The 23,126-nt window shown below is 71.2% G+C and carries 19 protein-coding genes; 12 read left to right on the plus strand and 7 right to left on the minus strand.

The window, feature by feature from the left end; genetic code table 11:
- Positions 1 to 162 precede the first annotated feature (162 nt).
- Positions 163 to 2,379, plus strand: coding sequence for an NADP-dependent isocitrate dehydrogenase (locus EKO23_RS09530; protein WP_134716605.1), 2,217 nt, complete (start codon positions 163 to 165; stop codon positions 2,377 to 2,379).
- A 166-nt stretch (positions 2,380 to 2,545) separates the two neighbouring features.
- Positions 2,546 to 3,760, plus strand: a complete 1,215-nt coding sequence (locus EKO23_RS09535; protein ID WP_246050999.1) for an MFS transporter — start codon at positions 2,546 to 2,548, stop codon at positions 3,758 to 3,760.
- A 10-nt stretch (positions 3,761 to 3,770) separates the two neighbouring features.
- Here EKO23_RS09535 and EKO23_RS09540 read toward each other — a convergent pair whose 3' ends face one another.
- The 3 genes from EKO23_RS09540 to EKO23_RS09550 all read right to left on the minus strand — a co-directional run bounded on the left by EKO23_RS09540 (position 3,771) and on the right by EKO23_RS09550 (position 5,617).
- Positions 3,771 to 4,001, minus strand: coding sequence for a hypothetical protein (locus EKO23_RS09540; RefSeq protein ID WP_134716607.1), 231 nt, complete (start codon positions 3,999 to 4,001; stop codon positions 3,771 to 3,773).
- A 157-nt stretch (positions 4,002 to 4,158) separates the two neighbouring features.
- A complete protein-coding gene (locus tag EKO23_RS09545; protein ID WP_134716609.1) occupies positions 4,159 to 4,461 on the minus strand; it encodes a hypothetical protein in 303 nt (100 codons plus the stop codon).
- A 25-nt stretch (positions 4,462 to 4,486) separates the two neighbouring features.
- On the minus strand, positions 4,487 to 5,617 hold the full coding sequence (locus EKO23_RS09550; RefSeq protein ID WP_134716611.1) for a beta propeller repeat protein: 1,131 nt from the start codon (positions 5,615 to 5,617) through the stop codon (positions 4,487 to 4,489).
- A gap of 59 nt (positions 5,618 to 5,676) precedes the next feature.
- Here EKO23_RS09550 and trpS point away from each other — a divergent pair, with 59 nt between their 5' ends.
- The 4 genes from trpS to EKO23_RS09570 are packed head-to-tail and all read left to right on the plus strand — an operon-like array spanning position 5,677 to position 8,591.
- Complete coding sequence (gene trpS, locus EKO23_RS09555; RefSeq protein WP_134716613.1) at positions 5,677 to 6,741, plus strand: tryptophan--tRNA ligase; 1,065 nt, start codon at positions 5,677 to 5,679, stop codon at positions 6,739 to 6,741.
- A 9-nt stretch (positions 6,742 to 6,750) separates the two neighbouring features.
- Positions 6,751 to 7,272 carry a 2'-5' RNA ligase family protein gene (locus EKO23_RS09560; protein ID WP_134716615.1) on the plus strand — a complete coding sequence of 174 codons (522 nt, stop codon included), beginning with the start codon at positions 6,751 to 6,753 and terminating at the stop codon, positions 7,270 to 7,272.
- A gap of 4 nt (positions 7,273 to 7,276) precedes the next feature.
- Positions 7,277 to 8,335: a YihY/virulence factor BrkB family protein gene (locus EKO23_RS09565; protein ID WP_246051000.1), complete on the plus strand. Its 1,059-nt coding sequence runs from the start codon at positions 7,277 to 7,279 to the stop codon at positions 8,333 to 8,335.
- 1 nt (position 8,336) lies between these two features.
- Complete coding sequence (locus tag EKO23_RS09570; RefSeq protein ID WP_134716617.1) at positions 8,337 to 8,591, plus strand: SCO4848 family membrane protein; 255 nt, start codon at positions 8,337 to 8,339, stop codon at positions 8,589 to 8,591.
- A 66-nt stretch (positions 8,592 to 8,657) separates the two neighbouring features.
- Here EKO23_RS09570 and EKO23_RS09575 read toward each other — a convergent pair whose 3' ends face one another.
- The 4 genes from EKO23_RS09575 to EKO23_RS09590 all read right to left on the minus strand — a co-directional run bounded on the left by EKO23_RS09575 (position 8,658) and on the right by EKO23_RS09590 (position 13,334).
- A complete protein-coding gene (locus EKO23_RS09575; protein WP_134716619.1) occupies positions 8,658 to 9,401 on the minus strand; it encodes a succinate dehydrogenase/fumarate reductase iron-sulfur subunit in 744 nt (247 codons plus the stop codon).
- Positions 9,398 to 11,419: a fumarate reductase/succinate dehydrogenase flavoprotein subunit gene (locus EKO23_RS09580; protein ID WP_134716851.1), complete on the minus strand. Its 2,022-nt coding sequence runs from the start codon at positions 11,417 to 11,419 to the stop codon at positions 9,398 to 9,400. Before EKO23_RS09580 ends, EKO23_RS09575 begins: the two co-directional genes overlap by 4 nt.
- A gap of 22 nt (positions 11,420 to 11,441) precedes the next feature.
- Positions 11,442 to 12,140 (minus strand): succinate dehydrogenase cytochrome b subunit, encoded by a 699-nt coding sequence (locus EKO23_RS09585; protein ID WP_134716621.1) that lies wholly within the window; start codon positions 12,138 to 12,140, stop codon positions 11,442 to 11,444.
- 111 nt (positions 12,141 to 12,251) lie between these two features.
- On the minus strand, positions 12,252 to 13,334 hold the full coding sequence (locus EKO23_RS09590) for a glycosyltransferase (RefSeq protein WP_134716623.1): 1,083 nt from the start codon (positions 13,332 to 13,334) through the stop codon (positions 12,252 to 12,254).
- Positions 13,335 to 13,494: 160 nt separating this feature from the next.
- On the opposite strand from EKO23_RS09590, the gene EKO23_RS09595 reads away from it, so the two are divergent.
- The 6 genes from EKO23_RS09595 (at position 13,495) to meaB (ending at position 22,449) form a co-directional block, all read left to right on the plus strand.
- Positions 13,495 to 14,289: a hypothetical protein gene (locus tag EKO23_RS09595; protein ID WP_134716625.1), complete on the plus strand. Its 795-nt coding sequence runs from the start codon at positions 13,495 to 13,497 to the stop codon at positions 14,287 to 14,289.
- A complete protein-coding gene (locus tag EKO23_RS09600; protein WP_175582680.1) occupies positions 14,290 to 16,140 on the plus strand; it encodes a fumarate reductase/succinate dehydrogenase flavoprotein subunit in 1,851 nt (616 codons plus the stop codon).
- A 10-nt stretch (positions 16,141 to 16,150) separates the two neighbouring features.
- Positions 16,151 to 16,927, plus strand: a complete 777-nt coding sequence (locus tag EKO23_RS09605; RefSeq protein WP_134716627.1) for a succinate dehydrogenase/fumarate reductase iron-sulfur subunit — start codon at positions 16,151 to 16,153, stop codon at positions 16,925 to 16,927.
- Between the two features lie 332 nt (positions 16,928 to 17,259).
- Positions 17,260 to 19,176, plus strand: coding sequence for a methylmalonyl-CoA mutase family protein (locus tag EKO23_RS09610; protein WP_246051001.1), 1,917 nt, complete (start codon positions 17,260 to 17,262; stop codon positions 19,174 to 19,176).
- On the plus strand, positions 19,173 to 21,440 hold the full coding sequence (gene scpA, locus EKO23_RS09615; RefSeq protein ID WP_134716629.1) for a methylmalonyl-CoA mutase: 2,268 nt from the start codon (positions 19,173 to 19,175) through the stop codon (positions 21,438 to 21,440). The genes EKO23_RS09610 and scpA overlap by 4 nt, the downstream gene beginning before the upstream one ends.
- Positions 21,441 to 21,462: 22 nt before the next feature.
- Positions 21,463 to 22,449, plus strand: a complete 987-nt coding sequence (gene meaB, locus EKO23_RS09620; RefSeq protein ID WP_134716631.1) for a methylmalonyl Co-A mutase-associated GTPase MeaB — start codon at positions 21,463 to 21,465, stop codon at positions 22,447 to 22,449.
- Positions 22,450 to 23,126: the final 677 nt, after the last annotated feature.

Below are 23,126 nucleotides of genomic sequence, written 5' to 3' on the forward strand. Positions count from 1 at the left end.
TGGTGACCCGGCACAAGATGTGCCGACTCGGTGGTCTTCGGGGGGCGTCGGTCACTCTGGACCCGACCACGGGTGGGTGCGAGGGTGAGACATGCCGGAGCGTCAGGTATCTTGACGTCAAGAAATCTCCGTCCCCCGAGACGATCCAGGAGTCGCCGACCGATGGCCAAGATCATCTACACCCACACCGACGAGGCGCCCCTGCTGGCGACGTACTCGTTCCTCCCGATCATCGAGGCCTACGCCGCGACCGCCGGCGTCGACGTCGAGACCCGCGACATCTCCCTCGCCGGCCGGATCCTGGCCCAGTTCCCCGACCGGCTGACCGACGAGCAGCGCGTCGACGACGCGCTCGCGGAGCTCGGCGAGCTGGCCACGAAGCCCGAGGCCAACATCATCAAGCTGCCCAACATCTCCGCCTCCATCCCGCAGCTCAAGGCCGCGGTCAAGGAGCTGCAGGAGCAGGGCTACGACCTCCCCGACTACCCCGAGAACCCGCAGACGGACGAGGAGAAGGCGACCCGCGCGGCGTACGACAAGGTCAAGGGCTCCGCGGTCAACCCGGTCCTGCGCGAGGGCAACTCCGACCGCCGCGCGCCCGCCTCGGTGAAGAACTACGCCAAGGCCCATCCGCACCGCATGGGTGCCTGGTCCGGGGACTCGAAGACCAACGTCGCGACCATGGGCAAGGACGACTTCCGCTCCAACGAGAAGTCCGTCGTCGTGCCCGCCGACGACACCCTGCGCATCGAGCACGTCGCCGCCGACGGCACCACCACGGTGCTCAAGGAGGAGGTGAAGGTGCTCGCGGGCGAGGTCGTCGACGGCACCTTCATGAACGTCGCCGCGCTGCGCCGCTTCCTCACCGAGCAGGTCGCCCGGGCGAAGGCCGAGGACGTGCTGTTCTCCGCCCACCTCAAGGCCACGATGATGAAGGTCTCCGACCCGATCATCTTCGGCCACGTGGTGCAGGCGTTCTTCCCGACCCTGTTCGAGCAGTACGGCGAGCAGCTGGCCGCCGCGGGCATCTCGCCCAACGACGGCCTCGGCGCCCTCCTGTCCTCGGTCGGGAACCTGCCCGAGGGCGACGCGATCAAGGCCGCCGTGCAGCAGGGCCTGGCCGACGGGCCGGACCTCGCGATGGTGGACTCCGACCGCGGCATCACCAACCTGCACGTCCCGAGCGACGTCATCATCGACGCCTCGATGCCCGCGATGATCCGCATCGGCGGCCACATGTGGGGCCCGGACGGCGAGGAGCACGACACCCTCGCGGTGATCCCCGACTCGTCGTACGCCGGCATCTACCAGGCCGTCATCGACGACTGCCGCGCGCACGGCGCGTTCGACCCGGCCACCATGGGCTCGGTGCCCAACGTCGGCCTGATGGCGAAGGCGGCCGAGGAGTACGGCTCCCACGACAAGACCTTCGAGGTGCCCGCCGCCGGCACCGTCCGCGTGGTCGCGGGCAACGGCGAGGTGCTGATCGAGCACCAGGTCGAGCCCGGCGACATCTGGCGCGCCTGCCAGACCAAGGACGCCTCGATCCGCGACTGGGTGAAGCTGGCCGTCACCCGGGCCCGTGCCACCGGCACGCCGGCGGTGTTCTGGCTCGACGAGACCCGGGCGCACGACGCCAACCTGATCGCCAAGGTCAACGAGTACCTCCCCGAGCACGACACCGACGGCCTGACCATCGAGGTCCTGGCGCCGGCCGACGCCACGACGTACTCCCTCGAGCGGATCCGCAAGGGCGAGGACACCATCTCGGTGACCGGCAACGTGCTGCGTGACTACAACACGGACCTGTTCCCGATCCTCGAGCTCGGGACCAGCGCCAAGATGCTCTCGGTCGTCCCGCTGATGAACGGCGGCGGCCTGTTCGAGACCGGCGCCGGCGGCTCGGCCCCGAAGCACGTCCAGCAGCTGGTCAAGGAGGACTACCTCCGTTGGGACAGCCTCGGCGAGTTCTTCGCGCTGGCCGCCAGCTTCGAGCACCTCGCCGGGTACGCCGACAACGCGCGCGCCCAGGTCCTCGCGGACACCCTGGACCGGGCCACCGGCACGTTCCTCGAGGAGGACAAGTCGCCCTCCCGCAAGCTCGGTGGCATCGACAACCGCGGCAGCCACTTCTACCTCGCGCTCTACTGGGCGCAGGAGCTGGCCAGGCAGACCGACGACACAGAGCTCGCCGCGGCGTTCGCGGACCTGGCCGAGAAGCTCGCCGCCGACGAGAAGACCATCGTTGACGAGCTGATCGCGGTCCAGGGCAAGCCGGTCGACCTCGGCGGCTACTTCCGCCCCGACGCGGCCAAGGCCTCCGCGGTCATGCGCCCCTCCGCCACGTTCAACGACGCCCTGGCGACGCTGAACAGCTGACTCCTCCACGGTGACCCGGCACAGGATGTGCCGGGTCACCGTGCATTTCGGGTGGTGACCCGGCACAGGATGTGCCGGGTCGGCGGGAGGCGAGTGCCGGGACTGTGGAGACCGGGATCACGGGGATGCGGGGAATCCTCGCGAGCGGCCGTAGGTTGAGGCCATCGTGTCCGCCGCCACCACCAGTCCCCAGAGGAGCGCGCCCTCGACCCGCGCGGCGCACTTCGGGCTGGCCGTGCTGGCGCTCGCGATGGGCGGCTTCGCGATCGGGACGACCGAGTTCGTGACCATGGGGCTGCTGCCCCAGATCGCCGACGGGGTCGACGTCAGCATCCCGATCGCCGGCCACGTCATCTCGGCGTACGCCGTGGGGGTCGTCGTCGGCGCCCCCGTGCTGGCCTTCTTCGGAGCCCGGCTCCCGCGCCGCGGCCTGCTGGTGGCGCTGATGGCGGCGTTCGCCGTGGGCAACGCGTTCAGCGCGCTGGCCACCAGCTACGACTCCCTCATGCTGGCCCGGTTCTTCTCCGGCCTGCCGCACGGTGCCTACTTCGGCGTCGCGTCGCTGGTCGCGGCGAGCATGGCCGCCCCCGAGCGCCGCGGCCGCGCGGTCGCGATGGTGATGCTCGGGCTGTCGGTGGCCAACGTGGTCGGCGTCCCCGCCGCCACCTGGATGGGCCAGCACCTCGGCTGGCGCTCCGCGTTCTGGACCGTCGCCGGGCTGGGCCTGGTCACGGTCGCGATGGTCCGGGCGTTCGTGCCCGCCTGCCCGGGCAACCCGAACGCGACCGGCCGGCGCGAGCTGGCCGCCTTCCATCGATCCCAGGTCTGGCTGACCCTGCTGATCGGCGCGATCGGCTTCGGCGGCATGTTCGCGGTCTACACCTACATCGCCCCGACCCTCGAGGAGGTCGGCGGGCTGAGCCAGTCCGCGGTGCCGGTCTTCCTCCTGGCGTTCGGGCTCGGGATGGTCTTCGGCACCTGGCTGGCCGGCGAGCTGGCCGACTGGTCGGTGTTCGGCTCGCTGTTCAGCGGCTCGATCGGCATGGCCGTCGTGCTGCTGCTGTTCGCGGCGGTCTCGCCGTACGGCTGGTGGGCGCTGCCGCTGGTCTTCCTGATCACCGTCACCGGGTCGGTCCTGGTGGTGAACCTCCAGCTCCGCCTGATGGTGGTCGCCGGGGACGCACAGACCCTCGGCGCGGCCATGAACCACGCCTCCCTCAACGTCGCGAACGCGCTCGGCGCCTGGCTGGGCGGCCTCGTGATCGCGGCCGGCTGGGGCTACCGCTCGCCGGCGCTGGTCGGCGTCGCCCTCTCGCTGGGCGGGCTGGCGGTGCTGATGGTCTCCTGGTCGCTGTCGCGCAGGATGTCGTACGCCTCGTAGAGCACCTCGTTCACGGTCCGGACCAGACCACGAACAGGGTGGGGATCACCGATGCCGGTACGTCGAGCGCCAGCCCCACCTCCACCAGGAGCTGCCCGAACGGCGACGCCCACGCGCCGCCGAGGTGCGCCGGCTGCCACCCGTGCGCCTGGAGGTCCGCGTAGTTGTCGGCGGTCCCGAGGCCGACCCAGGCGCCGGTGGCGAGCAGCACCAGCCGCCACAGCCAGACCCCCGCGGTCACACCGCGTTCCGAGCGCCGCAGGTGCAGGGCGAGCCCGACCGCGATCGAGGTGCCGGTGACCGCCAGCCCAGCACCGTGCTCCGGTCCCAGGTGACTTCGCCGAGCACCGCACGGGCCAGGCCGACCAGGACCAGCGTCAGGCCCACGACGAGCCCGATCAGCGGCCGGGTCCCGAGCTGGCGCAGTCGGCGACGTGCGTGCGGCCCCACAGCCCCAGCACCTCGACCAGGTAGGGCAGCAACAGGTCGGCGGTGGCCAGGTCGCCGCGTGCGACCAGTACAGCGGCCACGGTGCAGCGCACGGTGTGCGCCCGGCCGCCGTACGTCGCGTCCACCTCGAGCACGTTCGCCCCGCCGAAGCGCGGCCCGGTCATCGCATAGGTGAGCCATTTCTCGTGGCGCCGGGCCCGTTGCCCGGCCAGCGCGACCGCGCACTGGTCGACCGTGTCCCGGTCGAGCACCCGCTCGTGCTGCGGACCTCACGGGTCACTGGCCGCGCGGCAGACCGGGCGGCGGCGCCTGCTCCCACGTTCTGCCGCCGTCGGTGGTCCAGCGCATCGGGCCGCGCAGGTTCGGGTCCTGCCCGACGACGTACTCGCCGACGGACTGGAGGGCGGTGACCTGCGGAGCCTCGTCCAGCAGGCGCGGCCCGCCCTCGCGCTCGAGCCGGTAGACCCGGCCGTCCCCGTCGGTGAGCAGCGCGCCGTCGCCGACCACGGCGACCGAGGTGAGCTCGTGGCCGGCCAGCAGTCCGAGCGGCACCTCCCGCCAGGAGCTGCCGCCGTCGAGGGTCATCCGCAGGCCGTCGACGGGGATGCCGCCGTCGGCGGCGTCCCGGGTCCGGGCCACGACCACCGTGTCCCCCTGCCCGGCGACCGGGCCGGGGAGGGCGCGGTCGCCCCGCCCCTCGGTCGACAGCGACCACCGGCCGTCCTGCCGGATCCCGGTGCCGGAGGCCTGGCCGGGCTCGCCGAGGTCGGTGAGCGTCGAGACCACGAGGGAGCCGTCGGCGGTGACGAAGCCGGAGCGGGCGATCGTGCCGCGGGGGAGCTGCGGGATGCGGTAGATCGTGGCGTCCGACGGACGGTAGATCCGCGGGCCGTTGCCGAGGTCCACGGCGATGTCGTCCTGGGCCGGCTCGATCCGTTCGTCCGACACCTCCAGCGGGTCGAGGCGGCTGTCGTCGCCGAGCAGCGAGCAGCAGAACCGCATCTCGCGGACCGCCACCAGGCCCCCGCTGGGGACCGGGGTGAGGCTGTAGAGCGGGTCGCGCAGCCGGGCGACGTACGACGAGCCGTCGGTGCGGGAGATCGCCAGCACCTGGTCCTCGCCGTTGCCCGCCACCCACACCGCGAACCGGGTCCCGTCGTACGCCTGGCTCGCGAGCAGCACCCGGGACCGGCCGGACAGGATGATCCGCCGGGCGTCCGTGCGGATGTAGTCGCTCGGGGCGGCGCTCGGCGTCGGTGTGGGCGAGCCCCCGCCCCCGGGCGTGGAGCCGGTGCCCTCGGGCCGGGTGAGGAAGAGGAGGGCGGCGGCGACGGCGGCCACCGCCAGCACCACGCCGATGCTCCGCCGGGTGGGCACGGGCGGTCCGGGCTGCTGGTCCTCGGACACCTGACCACCTCCTCGCACCGGTTCCCGACCAGTTTCCTCCGCCTGACAGAATGCCGCCCATGTCCACCACGACCACGGCACCCGAGGTCGCCGTGTCGGCCGCGGCGTCCGGGCAGGCCCGGCCCCGAGTCCTCTCGGGGATCCAGCCGACCGCCGACTCGTTCCACTTCGGCAACTATCTCGGCGCGCTCCGACAGTGGGTGGACCTCCAGGAGGACTACCAGCCGTTCTTCTTCATCGCCGACCAGCACGCGATCACGGTCGAGCAGGACCCCAGACTGCTCCGTTCCCGGTGCCTGCGCGCCGCCGCACAGCTGATCGCGATGGGGGTGGACCCGCGGCGCTCGGCGATCTTCATCCAGAGCCAGGTGCCGGCCCACGCCCAGCTCGGCTGGGTGCTGCAGTGCCTCACCGGCTTCGGCGAGGCGCGCCGGATGACCCAGTTCAAGGACAAGTCGGCCAAGGGCGGCGAGGGCGCGTCCAGCGTCGGCCTGTTCACCTACCCGATCCTCCAGGCCGCCGACATCCTGCTCTACCGGCCGCACTTCGTGCCGGTGGGCGAGGACCAGCGCCAGCACCTCGAGCTGACCCGCGACCTCGCGCAGCGGTTCAACCGCCGCTACAAGAAGACCTTCCGGCTGCCCGAGCCCTACATCCTCAAGGCCACCGCCAAGATCCTCGACCTGCAGGACCCGACCTCGAAGATGTCGAAGTCCGCGTCGTCGCCCGGCGGCATCGTCGAGATGCTGGACGAGCCGACCGTGAGCGCGAAGAAGATCCGGTCCGCGGTGACCGACTCCGACACGGTCGTGCGCTACGACGCGGAGGGGAAGCCGGGCATCTCCAACCTGCTGACGATCCACTCCTCCCTGACCGGGCGGAGCATCGACGACATCGTCGCTGAGTACGACGGTCGCGGCTACGGGGAATTCAAGAAGGACCTGGCCGAGGTCGTGGTGGACTTCGTGACCCCGTTCCGCGACCGCACCCTGGCCCTGCTCGAGGACGAGCAGGCGCTCGCCGACATCCTCGCCGACGGCACCGAGCAGGCCCGCGCCGTGGCCGACCGCACGCTTGCGGACGTCTACGAACGGGTCGGCTTCGTTGCACCACGCACCCGTTAGGGTCGAACCGTGCCGACGATTGGTGTAGCGATCGCGATCCCGGAGCCGTGGGCGAGCCAGCTCCAGCACTACCGCGCCTCGATCGGCGACGTCACGGCGGAGAAGATCCCCACCCACATCACGCTGATCCCGCCCACGGAGGTGGAGGACCGCGAGCAGGTCGACGCCCACCTCGCCGCGGCCGCCGAGACCCGCGAGTCGTTCACGATCCACCTGCGCGGCACCGGCACCTTCCGCCCGGTCTCGCCGGTCGTGTTCGTGTGCGTGGTCGAGGGGATCTCCCAGTGCGAGCAGCTCGCGGCCGCCGTACGCCGGGGTCCGCTCGCCGTGGAGCTCGCCTTCCCCTACCACCCGCACGTCACCATCGCCCACCACCTCGACGACGAGCGGCTCGACCAGGCCTTCGAGGAGCTCGCAGCGTTCGAGTGCACCTTCGAGGTGCGCGACTTCCACCTCTACGTCCACGACGACGAGGTGGGTTGGCAGCCGGACCGGTCCTTCGCCCTCCAGCCGGTCCCGGCGGTGACCTGACCTCGTGCCCTCCTTCAAGGAACGGCTCACTGCTCGGGTCGAGCGAGTCCGCGGGCGACGGCCGATGGTCGACCACGCGGTCCGTACGGTCGAGCACTACAGCGAGCTGAAGGGCAGCCTGCAGGCGGGTGCGGTCACCTACTTCGCGATGCTGTCGGTGTTCCCGATCCTCGCGCTCGCGTTCTTCGCGGTCGGCTGGATCGCGCGGCTCTACCCGGATGCCGAGGCGGACCTGGTCACCGCGGTCAACAACGTGCTGCCCGGCCTCATCGGCAACGGCGACGGGCAGATCTCGTTGCAGACCATCAAGACGTCCTACGCCACCGTCGGCCTGCTCGGCCTCCTCGGTGTGCTGTACGCCGGCCTCGGCTGGATCTCGGCCATGCGTCAGGCGCTGGTGCTCATGTTCGAGACCCCGGAGCGCAAGCAGCTCGGGTTCGTCCCCGGCAAGCTGCGCGACCTGCTGTCGATGGTGCTGGTCGGCACCGTGCTGCTGGTGACGGTGGCGATCAGCGGCTTCGTCTCGACGTACTCCGCCGATCTCCTGGACTGGATGGGCCTCGGCACCGACCTGTCGCTGCTGCTCAAGGCGCTCACCGTCCTGATCGGGATCGCCGCCAACATGCTGCTGATGTGGGCGCTGTTCCGGCTGCTCGCCGACCCCGCCCTCCCCTCCCGCTCGCTGTGGTCCGGCGCCCTGGTCGGCGCGCTCGGGTTCGAGGTGCTCAAGCGGCTCTCGTCGCTGCTGCTGGCGGCCACCAAGTCCTCGCCCGCGGTCCAGGCGTTTGGGATCGTGCTGGTGCTGCTGGTGTGGATCAACTACACCTCGCAAGTCATCCTGTACGCCGCCTCGTGGGCGCGCACGCACCCGGCGGCGCGTGCCGTCCGCGACCGGGAGGCCGAGCTGGCACACGTCGTCGAGGGACCGTCCGTGCGCCTCGACCCGTCCCTGGAGGAGTCCTCGGGGGACGGGAGCCGGACCCGGGTGGCGTTCGCCGCGGGCGGTGCGAGCATGCTTGCCCTGATGGCGCTGGTGCGCCGGGTCGTGAACCGGAAGGACTGAGATGAAGTTCGAGCGCAAGCACGCGGTGCTGTTCCTGGCGATCGCGGTGTGGAACGTGGTGACCTACGCGAACTTCGCGAAGAACCTGGTGGAGGCGCACCAGGCCGGTGAGGAGCGCGCCACCGGCTACTGGGTGGCCCACACCGTGCTGATCGTCGTGAACACCGTGATCGCCGTCGTGCTCGGTGCGCTGGGCCTCAAGGTGCTCCGCGGGGCCGGCCGCGGTGCCGGCGACCGGCAGCCCGTCGCCGACTGAGTCGGACCGGGAAACCGCGACGACCCGCCGCCCCGGAGGACGACGGGTCGTGCGGACGAGCAGCGCTCAGAGGCCGTGCCGCATCGCGGTGCGGAGGTCCTTGTTCATCTGCGAGATGACGTCGAGCGGGATCCCCTTCGGGCAGGCCGCCGTGCACTCGCCGATGTTGGTGCAGCCGCCGAAGCCCTCGGCGTCGTGCTGGCCCACCATGTTGACCACGCGGATGTCCCGCTCGGCCTGGCCCTGCGGGAGCTCGCCGAGGTGGGTGATCTTGGCGCCCATGAACAGCGACGCGGAGCCGTTGGGGCAGGCTGCCACGCAGGCGCCGCAGCCGATGCAGGTGGCCACGTCGAAGGCCCGGTCCGCGGCCTCCTTGGGCACCTGGATCGAGTGTGCCTCGGGCGCGGAGCCGGTGTTCACCGAGATGTAGCCGCCCTGCTGGATGATCCGGTCGAAGGCGCTGCGGTCGACGCACAGGTCCTTGAGCACCGGGAACGCCGAGGAGCGCCACGGCTCGATGGTGATCGTCTCGCCGTCGGTGAAGGAGCGCATGTGCAGCTGGCAGGTCGTGGTGACCTCCGGGCCGTGCGCCTCGCCGTTGACCATGAGGCCGCACATGCCGCAGATGCCCTCGCGGCAGTCGGAGTCGAACGCGATCGGCTCCTCGCCCTTGGCGTTGAGCTCCTCGTTGAGCACGTCGAGCATCTCGAGGAACGACATGTCCTCGGAGATCCCGTCGACCTCATAGGTGTGCATGGCGCCCTGCGACTGCTGGTCGGCCTGGCGCCAGATCTTGAGGGTGAGTCTCACTTGTAGCTCCGCTGCTTCATCTCGATGGCGGTGTAGGTCAGGTCTTCCTTGTGCAGGACCGGCGGCTCGCCGTCGCCCGCGAACTCCCAGGCCGCGACGTACGCGAAGTGGTCGTCGTGGCGCAGCGCCTCGCCGTCCTCGGTCTGGGACTCGGCACGGAAGTGGCCGCCGCACGACTCGCGCCGGTTGAGCGCGTCGATGCACATCAGCTCGCCGAGCTCGAAGAAGTCGGCCACCCGGCCCGCCTTCTCCAGCGACTGGTTGAGGCTGTCGGCGGTGCCGAGCACCTTGACGTTGCGGTAGAAGTCGTCGCGGAGGGAGCGGATCAGGTCGATCGCCTTCCGGAGGCCGTCCTCGGTGCGCTCCATGCCGCAGTACTCCCACATGATGTTGCCGAGCTCCCGGTGGTAGGAGTCGACGCTGCGGGTGCCGTTGACGGTCATGAAGTGCTCGATCCGCTTCGTCACCGCGTCGCGGGCCTCGACCACCGCCGGGTGGTCCTCGGGCACCTTCTCGAACGGACCGTCCGCGAGGTAGTCGCGGATCGTGTGCGGGAGCACGAAGTAGCCGTCGGCGAGGCCCTGCATCAGCGCGGAGGCGCCGAGGCGGTTCGCGCCGTGGTCGGAGAAGTTGGCCTCACCGGTCACGAACAGGCCGGGGATCGTGGACTGGAGGTCGTAGTCGACCCACACGCCGCCCATCACGTAGTGCACGGCGGGGTAGATCCGCATGGGCACGGCGTACGGGTCCTCGCCCGTGATCCGGGCGTACATGTCGAAGAGGTTGCCGTACTTCTCCTCGACCGCCTCGCGACCGAGCCGCTTGATGGCGTCGGCGAAGTCGAGGTAGACGCCGCGTCGTACGCCGTCCACCTCCGGCCCCACGCCGCGCCCGTCGTCGCACTGGTACTTCGCGGCGCGCGAGGCGATGTCGCGGGGCACCAGGTTGCCGAACGAGGGGTAGATCCGCTCCAGGTAGTAGTCGCGGTCCTCCTCGGGGATCTCCCGCGGGTCCTTGGTGCAGTCGGCCTTGTTCTTCGGCACCCAGATCCGGCCGTCGTTGCGCAGCGACTCCGACATCAGGGTCAGCTTCGACTGGTGCGAGCCGGACACCGGGATGCAGGTCGGGTGGATCTGCGTGTAGCAGGGGTTCGCCATGTAGGCGCCCTTGCGGTGCGCCCGCCACGACGCGGTCACGTTGCAGCCCATCGCGTTCGTGGAGAGGTAGAAGACGTTGCCGTAGCCGCCGCTGGCGAGCACCACGACGTCGGCGAGGTGGGTCTCGATGTCGCCGGTGACCATGTCGCGGGCCACGATGCCGCGGGCCTTGCCGTCGACCACGATCAGCTCGAGCATCTCGTGCCGGGTGAACTGGGTGACGGTGCCGGCCGCGACCTGGCGCTCCATCGCCTGGTAGGCGCCGATCAGCAGCTGCTGGCCGGTCTGGCCGCGGGCGTAGAAGGTGCGGGAGACCTGGACGCCGCCGAACGAGCGGTTGTCGAGCAGGCCGCCGTACTCGCGGGCGAAGGGGACGCCCTGCGCGACGCACTGGTCGATGATGTTCGTGCTGACCTCGGCCAGGCGGTAGACGTTCGACTCGCGGGACCGGTAGTCGCCGCCCTTGACGGTGTCGTAGAAGAGCCGGTGGACGGAGTCGCCGTCCTCCTTGTAGTTCTTGGCCGCGTTGATGCCGCCCTGGGCGGCGATCGAGTGGGCCCGCCGCGGGGAGTCCTGGTAGCAGAAGGACTTCACCTGGTAGCCGGCCTCGCCGAGGGTGGCCGCGGCCGAGGCGCCGGCCAGGCCGGTGCCCACGATGATCACCGACAGCTTGCGGCGGTTCGCCGGGTTGACCAGGCGGGCCTCGAACTTGCGGGTGTCCCAGCGCTCGTCGATCGGGCCGCCCGGGGCCTTCGTGTCCGCCAGCGGCGAGCCGAGCGTGTAGTAGCCGGCGGCGTCGTCGGAGTGGTCCCCGATGGGGGACTCGTGGGAGGGGTCGGACGTCAGGGTGGTGTCCGGCATGTCGGTCATGAAGGGTCCTTACTTAGTCGATGACGCCGACGAGGACGAAGATCGGCACGAGCGAGAAGCCGCCGGCGATGATCACCGCGAGCGTGAACGCGAACCGCTTCGCGAGGGTCCGCGAGCGCTCCGTGCCGGTGAGGCCCAGCGTCTGCAGGGCGCTCCAGGTGCCGTGGTGCAGGTGCGCACCGAGCATCGCCATCGCGACCAGGTAGATGAGGGTCAGCCACCAGACCTCGAACGAGTCGACCAGGAGGTTGTACGGGTCGTTGGTCGCGCCGCCCTGGACGTTGACCTTGCCGATGGTGAAGTTCAGCAGGTGCCAGACGAGGAAGACGAGGATGGTGACCCCGCCCCAGCGCATGAGGCGGCTCGCGAAGATCGCCCCGGTGTGCTTCTTCATGACGTACTTCGTGGTGCGCGCCTGCTTCGCCCGCACCCACAGCGTCGCGGCGGCGTACACGTGCACGACCAGCGACCCCAGGAGCACCACCCGCAGGATCCACAGCAGGCCGGAGTACGGCAGCATCGGCTCGCCGATGGTCCGCAGGTGCTCGGCGTACTCGTTGTAGGCGTCGTGACCTGCGAAGGCCTTGAGGTTGCCGTACATGTGCAGCAGCACGAAGGCGATGAAGATGATGCCGCTGACGGCCATCAGGATCTTGAGTGCGATGGTCGTCCGCGTGGAGCGGCTGCCGTGTACCAGAGTCGGGGTTGCCACGAGGGTCACGGTAGCGCCAGCCGACCCCTCCGGGCTCCCCGGGGGAGTGTGACGTTGCCCGCGCAACGAGCCGGGTGAGCCCGCCCGGGCAGTCCCGGCCGGGCGGCTCGCTCAGGCGGCGACGGTGACCGCCGCGCGCTCCAGCGTGGTCGGGTAGTGGACCTCGAGCAGCTCGTCCACGGCGTCCCGCCAGCTGCGTCGCTCGGCGAGCGCACGGGCCTCACGGCCGAACCGGGACCGCAGCTCCGGGCTCCCGACGAGGGTGGCCACGGCCCGGCGGAGCCCCCGTGACTCCGACGGGTCGTGGAGAAGGCCGGTCCGCTGGTGGCGGACGGCGTCCAGGGTACCGCCGGCGGCCGGCGCGACGACCGGCACGCCGCTCGCGGCGGCCTCGCGCAGCACGTGGCAGCAGGTCTCGTGCTCGCCCGGGTGGACGAGGACGTCGAGGGAGGCGACGGCGGTGGCCAGGTCGGCGCCGGCGAGCACGCCGGGGAACGTGGCACCGGGCATCCGGTCGGCCAGCCAGCGCCGCTGCGGGCCGTCGCCGATGACGACCAGCCGGGTGCCGGGGACCCGGTCGACCTCGGCGAGCAGCCGGACGCCGTGGCCGGTGCGCAGGCTGCCGACGTGGCCCACGACGACGCGCGCGCCACCGGGCGAGCGCTCGCGGGACCAGCGGGCGTGCAGCCGCTCGTCGCGCAGCTGCGGGCTGAACCCCGCGAGGTCGACACCGGGGGACCACACCGGCGGCTGCTCGATGCCGGCCGCGGCCAGCTCGGCGCTCATCCAGCGCGAGGTGACGACGGCGTGGTCGGCGCGCGACCGGGCCTTGCGCAGCCACGGCTCCACCGCGCCGTACGGGACGTGCGACTGCTCCACCAGGAGCGTCGGGAACCCGAGCCGGGCGGCGTGCTTGAGGGCCTTGCGGCCCACGCGACCGGGAGAGGTGACGTGGACGAGGTCGGGACGGAAGCCGGCCAGCGCAGCGCGGACCTGCTGGCCGGGCCGGAGACCGGACTCGGGTCCGGCGACCCGGACCACCCGGGCGCCGCGGTACGTCGCGAGGCCCGGGGCGGGCGCCACGAGGAGCAGCTCGTGGCCGAGGTCGACCAACCGGTCGGCCACCTGCCTGACGGTGGTCGTGGTGCCGTCGACGGCGGGGTAGAAGGACTCGGTGACCAGCGCGATCCGCATGGCACGAGCGTGACGGGTGGGCCTGAACCCGTTGCTGCACACGGGTGTCGGGACGGTGAACTTCGCCCGACCGACATTCCGGCACATCTCGGGCGCGCCTCTTGTCGCCCGGGTTGATGTGTGACAAGAGTGTTCCCCGACACAGTCCCCGGAGGTGGCGATGGCGTCGACGGACGCAGGAGTGACCGGGCCCACGAGGGCCTCGATCGACGACAAGACACTGCGCACCGATCGATGGTGGATCTACCCGCTCACCACCTTCGTGGTCTTCACGGCCTTCGTGGTCTACGCAACGATCCGCGCCTTCATGGGCCGCGACTACTACGCCGCGCCGTACCTCTCGCCGTTCTACTCGCCCTGTCTCGGCGACTGCGTCGAGGGCGCCTCGGACTTCGGGCAGCCGTTCGGCTGGTTCCCGTTGTCGGCGGCGCTGATCATCCTGATCTTCCCGCTCGGCTTCCGGCTGACCTGCTACTACTACCGCAAGGCCTACTACCGCGCGTTCTGGCTGTCGCCGCCGGCCTGCGCGGTCGCCGAGCCGCACAAGGGCTACTCCGGCGAGACCCGGTTCCCGCTGATCCTGCAGAACATCCACCGCTGGTTCTGGTACACCGCGGTGCTGGTCGCGCTGGTCCTCTCCTTCGACACCGTGCTGGCGTTCCGCAACGAGGACAAGGAATGGGGCCACATGGGCCTCGGCACGCTGCTGATGCTGGTGAACATCGTGTTCATCTGGCTCTACACGCTCTCGTGCCACTCGTGCCGGCACATCGTCGGGGGCCGCCTGCGGCACTTCTCGAAGCACCCGGTGCGCTACCGGATGTGGACCTGGGTCTCGCGGCTCAACACCCGCCACGCGGCGTACGCGTGGATCTCCCTGTTCTCCGTCGCCATCGTGGACTTCTACGTCTACCTGCTGGCGACCGGCACCATCGACGACGTGAGGTTCTTCTAGATGTCGGACCGACACCCGATGACGGGCAACGAGATGTCGGGCAGCGAGCGCGGCGGCCTGGAGCGGCACTCCTACGACGTGGTCGTGATCGGCGCCGGTGGTGCCGGTCTGCGGGCCGCGATCGCCGCGCACGACGCCGGTGCCCGCACCGCCATCGTCTGCAAGTCCCTGCTCGGCAAGGCGCACACGGTGATGGCCGAGGGCGGCATCGCGGCGGCGATGGGCAACCGCTGGCCCGAGGACAACTGGGAGGTCCACTTCCGGGACACCATGCGCGGCGGCAAGATGCTCAACAACTGGCGGATGGCCCAGCTGCACGCCCAGGAGGCGCCCGAGCGGGTGCAGGAGCTCGAGGACTGGGGTGCGCTCTTCGACCGCACCGAGGACGGGCTGATCTCCCAGCGCGACTTCGGCGGCCACCGGTACGCCCGGCTCGCCCACGTCGGCGACCGCACCGGCCTCGAGATGATCCGCACGCTCCAGCAGCGGGCGGTGGCGCTCGGCATCGACGTGTTCATGGAGTGCACGGTCACCGAGCTGCTGAAGGAGGGCGGCAGCATCTCGGGTGCGTTCGGCTACTGGCGCGAGACCGGCCGGTTCGTGGTCTTCGACGCGCCGTCGGTGGTGCTCGCGACCGGCGGCATCGGCAAGTCGTTCAAGGTCACCTCGAACTCCTGGGAGTACACCGGCGACGGGCATGCGCTCGCGCTGCGGGCCGGGGCGTCGCTGATCAACATGGAGTTCGTGCAGTTCCACCCGACCGGCATGGTCTGGCCGCCGTCCGTGAAGGGGCTGCTGGTCACGGAGTCGGTGCGCGGCGACGGCGGGATCCTCAAGAACTCCGAGGGCAAGCGGTTCATGTTCGACTACATCCCGGAGTTCTTCAAGGCCGAGACCGCCGACACCGAGGAGGAGGCGGACCGGTGGTACGACGACAAGAAGAACAACCGCCGGCCCCCCGAGCTGCTGCCCCGTGACGAGGTGGCCCGGGCGATCAACTCCGAGATCAAGGCCGGTCGCGGCACCCCGCACGGCGGCATCTACCTCGACATCGCCTCGCGCCGGTCGCCGGAGTACATCCGCAAGCGGCTGCCGTCGATGTACCACCAGTTCAAGGAGCTCGCCGACGTCGACATCACCCAGGAGCCGATGGAGATCGGCCCGACCTGCCACTACGTGATGGGCGGGGTCGAGGTGGACGCCGACACCGAGCTCTCCGGGGTGACCGGGCTGTACGCCGTGGGCGAGTGCTCCGGCGGCATGCACGGCTCCAACCGGCTCGGTGGAAACTCGCTGTCGGACCTGCTGGTCTTCGGCCGTCGGGCGGGCGAGGCCGCGGCGTCGTACGCCGAGGGGCTGGGCGGGCAGCGACCGAGCGTCTCCGAGGACGACGTGAAGGCCGCGGAGCAGGCGGCGCTGGCGCCGTTCGAGTCCGAGGGCGGGGAGAACCCGTACTCCATCCAGCAGGACCTCCAGCAGTCGATGAACGACCTGGTCGGCATCATCCGCACGGGTCAGGAGCTGTCCCGGTCGCTGGAGGAGATCGAGGCGTTCAAGGGCCGGGCCGGCAAGCTCTCGGTGGAGGGGCACCGGCAGTACAACCCCGGCTGGCACCTCGCGCTCGACCTCCGCAACATGCTGCTGGTCTCCGAGTGCATCGCGAAGGCGGCGCTGGCCCGCGAGGAGTCCCGCGGCGGGCACACCCGCGACGACTTCCCGATGACCTCCGACTCGTGGGGCACGAAGAACCTCGTGCTCCGGCTCAACGCGGCCGGCGACGGGGTCGACCTGGCCGAGCAGCCGCTGCCGGTGATGCCGGAGGACCTCCAGACCTACTTCGAGAGCAAGTGAGGGGACGGCGATGGCGTACGACCTGAACATGCGGCTCTGGCGCGGCGACCAGGACGGCGGCGAGCTGGCCGACTACACGGTCGAGGTGTCCGAGGGCGAGGTGGTCCTCGACGCGATCCACCGGGTGCAGGCGACCCAGGCCGGCGACCTCGCGGTCCGCTGGAACTGCAAGGCCGGCAAGTGCGGCTCCTGCAGCGCCGAGGTCAACGGACGTCCCCGGCTGCTGTGCATGACCCGGCTCTCCGACTTCGACCCCACCGAGACGATCACGGTCACCCCGATGCGCACGTTCCCGGTGATCCGCGACCTGGTCACCGACGTCTCCTACAACTACGAGAAGGCGCGCGAGCTCCCGTCGTTCGCCCCGCCGCCGCGCGACGCCGACGGCAAGCGCCGGATGGCCCAGATCGACGTCGAGCGCGGCCAGGAGTTCCGCAAGTGCATCGAGTGCTTCCTGTGCCAGAACACCTGCCACGTCGTCCGTGACCACGAGGACAACAAGCCCGCCTTCGCCGGTCCCCGCTTCTTCCTCCGGTACGCCGAGCTCGACATGCACCCCCTGGACACCCACGACCGCCGCCAGCTCGCCCAGGGCGCGGCCGGCATCGGGATGTGCAACATCACCAAGTGCTGCACCGAGGTCTGCCCCGAGCACATCAAGATCACCGACAACGCGATCATCCCCATGAAGGAGCGGGTCGCCGACCGGAAGTACGACCCCCTCGTCTGGCTCGGCAACAAGATCGGCATCCGCAACAAGGACAACGACGGCCGCTCCGAGCTCTGACTCCGCCGCCCCGCCGGTCGAGCAGGTCGCGCAGCCGGTCTCCGCTGGTTGAGCAGGTCGCGTAGCGACCGTCGAGACCCAGGCCCGCTGAGCCGCGCGGAGTGGCGGGCCGGGCCGCGTGGACTGGCGGTGGTTTCGAGACGCTCGCTGGCACGCTACCGACGGACGTCCGGGTCACTCCCACGCAGCGCGGGGTCGACGGTCGTCCCCGGCCGCCAGGGCCCGGCCGACCCGGTCGGATATCTCACACCGGGTGGAGGTGGACGGGCCGAGGCTCCTATCGTTCGCAGCATGAGTGTCGTCACGTCGCACGTCTCCTCGGCGGGTGCCCGGTGAGCACCGTCGAGGGTGGGCTGGAGGAGCCGCAGGAGCTCGAGCCCGAGCAGGGGTCGCTGGCGCTTGCCGTCGAGCAGGACCGCGCCACCCGGGCCGACTGGGAGAAGGCGGCCGCTGCCGTGCTGCGCAAGGCACGCCGGCTGACCGACGAGGACGACGACGCCCTGGTCTGGGAGAAGCTGGCCCGCACCACGCTCGACGGCATCACGGTCACGCCGCTCGGCACCGCCGCCGGCATAGCCGACCTCGACCTGCCCCCGGCGCCCGGGGTCGCGCCGTACACCCGTGGCCGCGAGGCCACCCGCCCCGAGACCGGCTGGGACAACCGGCCGGTGCTCGCCGGCCCGGACGTGAAGGCCACCGCCGAGCAGGTGCTGGTCGACCTCGAGAACGGCGCCACCTCCGTCTGGCTGGAGCTCGGCCAGGGCCTCGGGCCCGGCGACCTCGCCCCGGTGCTGGAGAAGGTCTACGTCGACCTCGCGCCGGTCGTGATCTCGGCGCCGTCCGAGCCGCTCGCGGCGGCGCAGGCGCTGGTCGAGGTGATCCGGGAGCGCGGCGTCGAGCCGGCACCGGGGACGAACCTGGGGGTGGACCCGGTCGGGGATGCGCTTCGTCGCCTTGGTTTCGAGACGCTCGCCGCCGCGGGTCCTGAGGAGGGCGAGGGACGAGCCCGTCTCGAAGGGCGCTCCTCAACCGGCGGCGACGGGGGCAGTGACGACCTGGTGGCAGTGGCCCGGCTGGCGCTGGACGCCGGGACACTCGGCGTGGTGGTCGACGCGACCGCGCTGCACGACCTCGGCGCCTCGGACGCGCAGGAGCTCGGCTACAGCCTGGCCGCGGGTGCGGCGTACCTCCGCACCCTGACCGAGGCCGGCATCGCCATCGACGACGCGCTCGGGCTGGTCGAGTTCCGGTACGCCGCGACCGACGAGCAGTTCCCGACCATCGCCAAGCTGCGCGCCGCCCGCCGCCTGTGGGCCCGGGTCGCCGAGCTCAGCGGGGCGTCGCCCGAGGCGGCAGGCCAGCGCCAGCACGCGGTCACCAGCCGTCCGATGATGAGCGCCTACGACCCCTGGGTGAACATGCTCCGCACCACCGTCGCCGCATTCGCCGCGGGCGTGGGCGGGGCCGACGCGGTCACCGTGCTGCCCTTCGACGCGGCCCTCGGCGCACCCGACGCCTTCGCCCGCCGGATCGCCCGCAACACCAGCTCGCTGCTGGTCTCCGAGTCGCACGTGGGGAAGGTCGCGGACCCCGCCGGCGGCTCGTACGCCGTCGAGCGGCTCACCGCCGACCTGGCCGAGGCCGGCTGGGCCGAGCTCGGCCGGATCGAGGACGCCGGCGGCATCGAGGCCGCGCTGGCCGACGGGTCGCTGCGGGCGCGCGTCGACGACGTCGTGGCCCGCCGGGACGACCAGGTCGCGCACCGCAGCCGCCCGCTGACCGGGCTCAGCGAGTTCCCGAACCTCGGCGAGACCCTGCCCGAGCGCACGAAGCTGCCGGAGACCGACGCGGTCCGCCGGTACGGCGCGGCGTACGAAGCGCTCCGCGACGAGCCCGCCGCCCGGCACGTCTTCCTCGCCACGATGGGCAGCGTCGCTGCGCACACCGCCCGCGCGACGTTCGCCGGCAACCTGTTCGCCGCCGGCGGGGTCGCGGTCGAGACGGCCGGCGCGACGGACGGGGTCGCGGCCGTGCTCGCGGCGTACGCCGGACAGCCGGTGGTCTGCCTGGCCGGCACCGACGCGGCGTACGCCGAGTGGGGGGCCGACCTGGTCGCCGCGCTCCGCGACGCCGGGGCCACCCGCGTCATCCTGGCCGGCAGGCCGAAGGACATCGAGGTCGACGACTCCTGCGCGGTCGGCGTCGACGCGCTCGCGTTCCTGACCCGCACGAGGGAGGCGCTGGCATGAGTACACCCCACGAAGGCACTCGCTCCGCTCCCGCCTCCGCGGGGACCCCGAGCAGTAGCGTTCCGAAGAGCTTTGCGGGGCTGCCGCTGAGCGGTGACGGTGGTGTCGAGACGCTCGCCTCCGCGGGTCCCGAGGAGGGCGAGGGACGAGCCCGTCTCGAAGGGCGCTCCTCAACCACCGCGCAGCCCTGGCACAGCCCCGAGGGCATCGAGATCCTCCCGGTCTACGGCCCCGAGCACGTCGAGGGCCTGTCCGCGCTCGACACCTGGCCGGGCCTCAGCCCGTTCCTGCGCGGGCCCTACCCGACGATGTACACCACCCAGCCGTGGACGATCCGCCAGTACGCCGGGTTCTCGACCGCGGAGGAGTCCAACGCGTTCTACCGGCGCAACCTCGCGGCCGGCCAGAAGGGCCTGAGCGTCGCGTTCGACCTCGCCACGCACCGCGGCTACGACTCCGACCACCCGCGGGTCCGCGGCGACGTCGGGATGGCCGGCGTGGCGATCGACTCGATCTACGACGCGCGCACGCTCTTCGACGGCATCCCGCTCGACGAGATGTCGGTGTCGATGACCATGAACGGCGCGGTGCTGCCGGTGCTGGCGCTCTACATCGTCGCGGCCGAGGAGCAGGGGGTGAAACCGGAACAGCTCGCGGGGACCATCCAGAACGACATCCTCAAGGAGTTCATGGTCCGCAACACCTACATCTACCCGCCGGCGCCGTCGATGCGGATCATCTCCGACATCTTCCGCTACACCGCCGAGAAGATGCCGCGCTTCAACTCGATCTCGATCTCCGGCTACCACATCCAGGAGGCCGGGGCGACCGCCGACCTCGAGCTCGCCTACACGCTGGCCGACGGCGTGGAGTACCTCCGGGCCGGCCTCGGCGCGGGCCTCGACATCGACCGGTTCGCGCCGCGGCTCTCCTTCTTCTGGGCGATCGGCATGAACTTCTTCATGGAGGTCGCGAAGCTGCGCGCGGCCCGCGCGCTGTGGGCCCGGCTGGTCCGTGAGTTCGACCCGCAGAACCCGAAGTCGCTCAGCCTGCGCACCCACAGCCAGACCTCGGGCTGGTCGCTGACCGCGCAGGACGTGTTCAACAACGTGCAGCGCACCTGCATCGAGGCGATGGCCGCGACCCAGGGCCACACCCAGTCCCTGCACACCAACGCCCTCGACGAGGCGATCGCGCTGCCGACCGACTTCTCGGCCCGGATCGCCCGCAACACCCAGCTGCTGCTGCAGCAGGAGTCCGGGACCACCGGCACCATCGACCCCTGGGCCGGGTCCTACTACGTCGAGCGGCTCACGCACGACCTCGCAGAGCGCGCGTGGGCCCACATCCTGGAGGCCGAGAAGGCCGGCGGCATGGCGAAGGCCATCGAGCAGGGCATCCCCAAGATGCGCATCGAGGAGGCCGCCGCCCGCACCCAGGCCCGGATCGACTCCGGTGCCCAGGCGGTCATCGGGGTCAACACCTACCGGCTCGCCGACGAGGACCCGCTCGAGGTGCTCAGGGTCGACAACGACCAGGTCTTCAAGCAGCAGGTCGCCAAGCTCGACCGGCTCCGGGCCGAGCGCGACGACGACGCCGTACGCCGGTCGCTGGAGGCCCTGACCGGCTCCGCCGAGCGTGGCGGTGGTGACGGCCTCGACGGCAACCTGCTCGCCCTCGCGGTCGACGCGGCCCGCGCCAAGGCCACGGTCGGCGAGATCTCCCAGGCGCTCGAGAAGGTGTGGGGCCGGCACCAGGCCGTGATCCGTACCATCTCCGGTGTGTACCGCGACGAGTCCGCCTCCGCGCCCGACTCCAAGGTGCAGGCCGTGCTCGACGCGACCGAGCGTTTTGAGGAGCAGGAGGGTCGTCGCCCCCGCATCCTCGTCGCGAAGATGGGCCAGGACGGGCACGACCGGGGCCAGAAGGTCGTGGTCACCGCGTTCGCCGACATGGGATTCGACGTCGACGTCGGGCCGCTGTTCTCCACCCCCGAGGAGGTCGCCCAGCAGGCGATCGACGCGGACGTGCACATCGTCGGCGTCTCGTCGCTCGCGGCCGGGCACCTGACCCTGCTGCCGGCGCTGCGCCAGGCGCTCGCCGACCAGGGCCGTCCCGACATCATGGTCGTGATCGGCGGCGTGATCCCGCCCGACGACGTACCCACGCTCACGGAGATGGGCGCGGCCGCGGTCTTCCTGCCCGGCACGGTCATCGCGGACTCCGCGCTCGACCTGCTCGAGAAGCTGTCGGCCCACGAGTGACCGCGCGGGCGGAGGACGGCTGATGGCCGCCCGGAAGGTCGACGTCGACGCGCTCGTGGCCGGCATCCGCGAGCGGCGGCGGGCGGCGGTCTCGCAGGCGATCACGCTGGTGGAGTCCTCCCGCGCCGACCACCGCGCGGCCGCGCGGGAGCTGCTGGCCGCGCTCGCCCCGGACCTGCCGCCGGACGTGGTCCGGGTCGGCATCTCGGGCGTGCCCGGGGTGGGCAAGTCCACGTTCATCGAGGCGCTCGGAAGCGACCTCACGGCGGCCGGCCATCGCGTCGGCGTGCTCGCCGTCGACCCGTCCTCGGTGCGCACCGGCGGCTCGGTCCTCGGCGACAAGACCCGGATGGCCCGGCTCTCGGCCGACCCGCACGCCTACATCCGACCCTCACCCTCGGCCGGCACCCTCGGCGGCGTCGCCCGCGCCACGTCGCAGGCGATGACCGTGCTCGAGGCGGCGGGGTACGACGTGGTGATGGTCGAGACGGTCGGCGTCGGGCAGTCCGAGGTCACGGTCGCCGGCATGGTCGACACCTTCCTCTTCCTCACCCTCGCCCGCACCGGGGACCAGCTCCAGGGCATCAAGAAGGGCATCCTCGAGATCGCGGACGTGATCGCGGTCAACAAGGCGGACGGCGACCGGGAGGACGAGGCCCGGGTCGCGGCCCGCGAGCTGGCCGGTGCGCTGCGCCTCGTGCACGGCAGGGGGGAGTGGGCGCCGTCGGTGGTCACCTGCTCCGGCCTCACCAACGTCGGGGTCGACGACCTCTGGACGAAGGTGCTGGCCCACCGCGACCACCTCGGCACCGACGGCCTGGCGCGGAAGCGCGCGGGCCAGCAGCTGGACTTCACCTGGGCACTGGTCCGCGACGAGCTCGAGCAGCGGCTGAGGCGCTCGCACGCGGTCAAGGCGGTCCGCGAGGAGGTCCGCGCCGCCCTGCTCGCGGGCGAGCTCACCGCCCCGGTCGCCGCCGACCGGATCCTCGCGGCGTACGACGCGGGCTAGGTAGGTCGACGCCCTCCCGTGCACATGGGCAGCTGATCAGCAGCCGGGTCCGGCCGTCGGCGCTGGACCGACGTCTGTCCGTGGGGCCCAGGAGAGCGAGTGCGGGCACGGATACTCGGGTCGCTTCGTCTCGGGTTGAAGTCCTCGACCGGCGTGTTCAGCCCTGGGGTGTGGAGATGCTCGAGAGCGCCACCCTGTCCGCTCCTGCCAGGTCGACCGTGAAGTCTCGTCCGCAGGGGCTCGATGAGGTCATCCAATCGTTGAAGGAGAGCGTCGATGGTTTCGCCGAAGGCCGCGACCACTTCCCTGGGGGAGCGGGCTGACGATCGTCACGGCCATCACATCCGTCACCCGCAGAGTGTCAGGGTCGAGCACTCCCACTGGGTAGGTGATCCAGAGGTCTGATGGTGAGTGGGGGACACAACGAATTGCCGCGCATCGGGGGAGTCTCCGACCAGCACGAACTGGGCCGGTGGGGGCGGTCCCGTCCTCGATGCGGCGAGTGTGCGGTGACCGTGCGATTGACGGAGCAGGTTTGCCGACCGTACGGCTGCAATTGCCGCCCTGCGACATGGCTTGCAGGCTGGCGCTCTGTCGTACGGCCGCAATTGCGGGCTCGTGACGGCACAGCGGGCCCAAACGATGTCCTGCGGCTGCAATGGCGGCCGCATGACGGA

It is taken from the genome of Nocardioides guangzhouensis, assembly GCF_004519545.1.
GTDB lineage: Bacteria > Actinomycetota > Actinomycetes > Propionibacteriales > Nocardioidaceae > Nocardioides > Nocardioides guangzhouensis.

What these genes read in the sequence shown, in the direction of transcription:
- EKO23_RS09530 (WP_134716605.1), top strand. Translation starts at nt 163, where the DNA reads ATGGCCAAGATCATCTACACCCACACCGACGAGGCGCCCCTGCTGGCG.
- trpS (WP_134716613.1), top strand. Translation starts at nt 5,677, where the DNA reads ATGTCCACCACGACCACGGCACCCGAGGTCGCCGTGTCGGCCGCGGCG.
- EKO23_RS09570 (WP_134716617.1), top strand. Translation starts at nt 8,337, where the DNA reads ATGAAGTTCGAGCGCAAGCACGCGGTGCTGTTCCTGGCGATCGCGGTG.
- EKO23_RS09580 (WP_134716851.1), bottom strand. Translation starts at nt 11,419, where the DNA reads ATGCCGGACACCACCCTGACGTCCGACCCCTCCCACGAGTCCCCCATC.
- EKO23_RS09590 (WP_134716623.1), bottom strand. Translation starts at nt 13,334, where the DNA reads ATGCGGATCGCGCTGGTCACCGAGTCCTTCTACCCCGCCGTCGACGGC.
- EKO23_RS09595 (WP_134716625.1), top strand. Translation starts at nt 13,495, where the DNA reads ATGGCGTCGACGGACGCAGGAGTGACCGGGCCCACGAGGGCCTCGATC.
- EKO23_RS09600 (WP_175582680.1), top strand. Translation starts at nt 14,290, where the DNA reads ATGTCGGACCGACACCCGATGACGGGCAACGAGATGTCGGGCAGCGAG.
- EKO23_RS09605 (WP_134716627.1), top strand. Translation starts at nt 16,151, where the DNA reads ATGGCGTACGACCTGAACATGCGGCTCTGGCGCGGCGACCAGGACGGC.
- scpA (WP_134716629.1), top strand. Translation starts at nt 19,173, where the DNA reads ATGAGTACACCCCACGAAGGCACTCGCTCCGCTCCCGCCTCCGCGGGG.
- meaB (WP_134716631.1), top strand. Translation starts at nt 21,463, where the DNA reads ATGGCCGCCCGGAAGGTCGACGTCGACGCGCTCGTGGCCGGCATCCGC.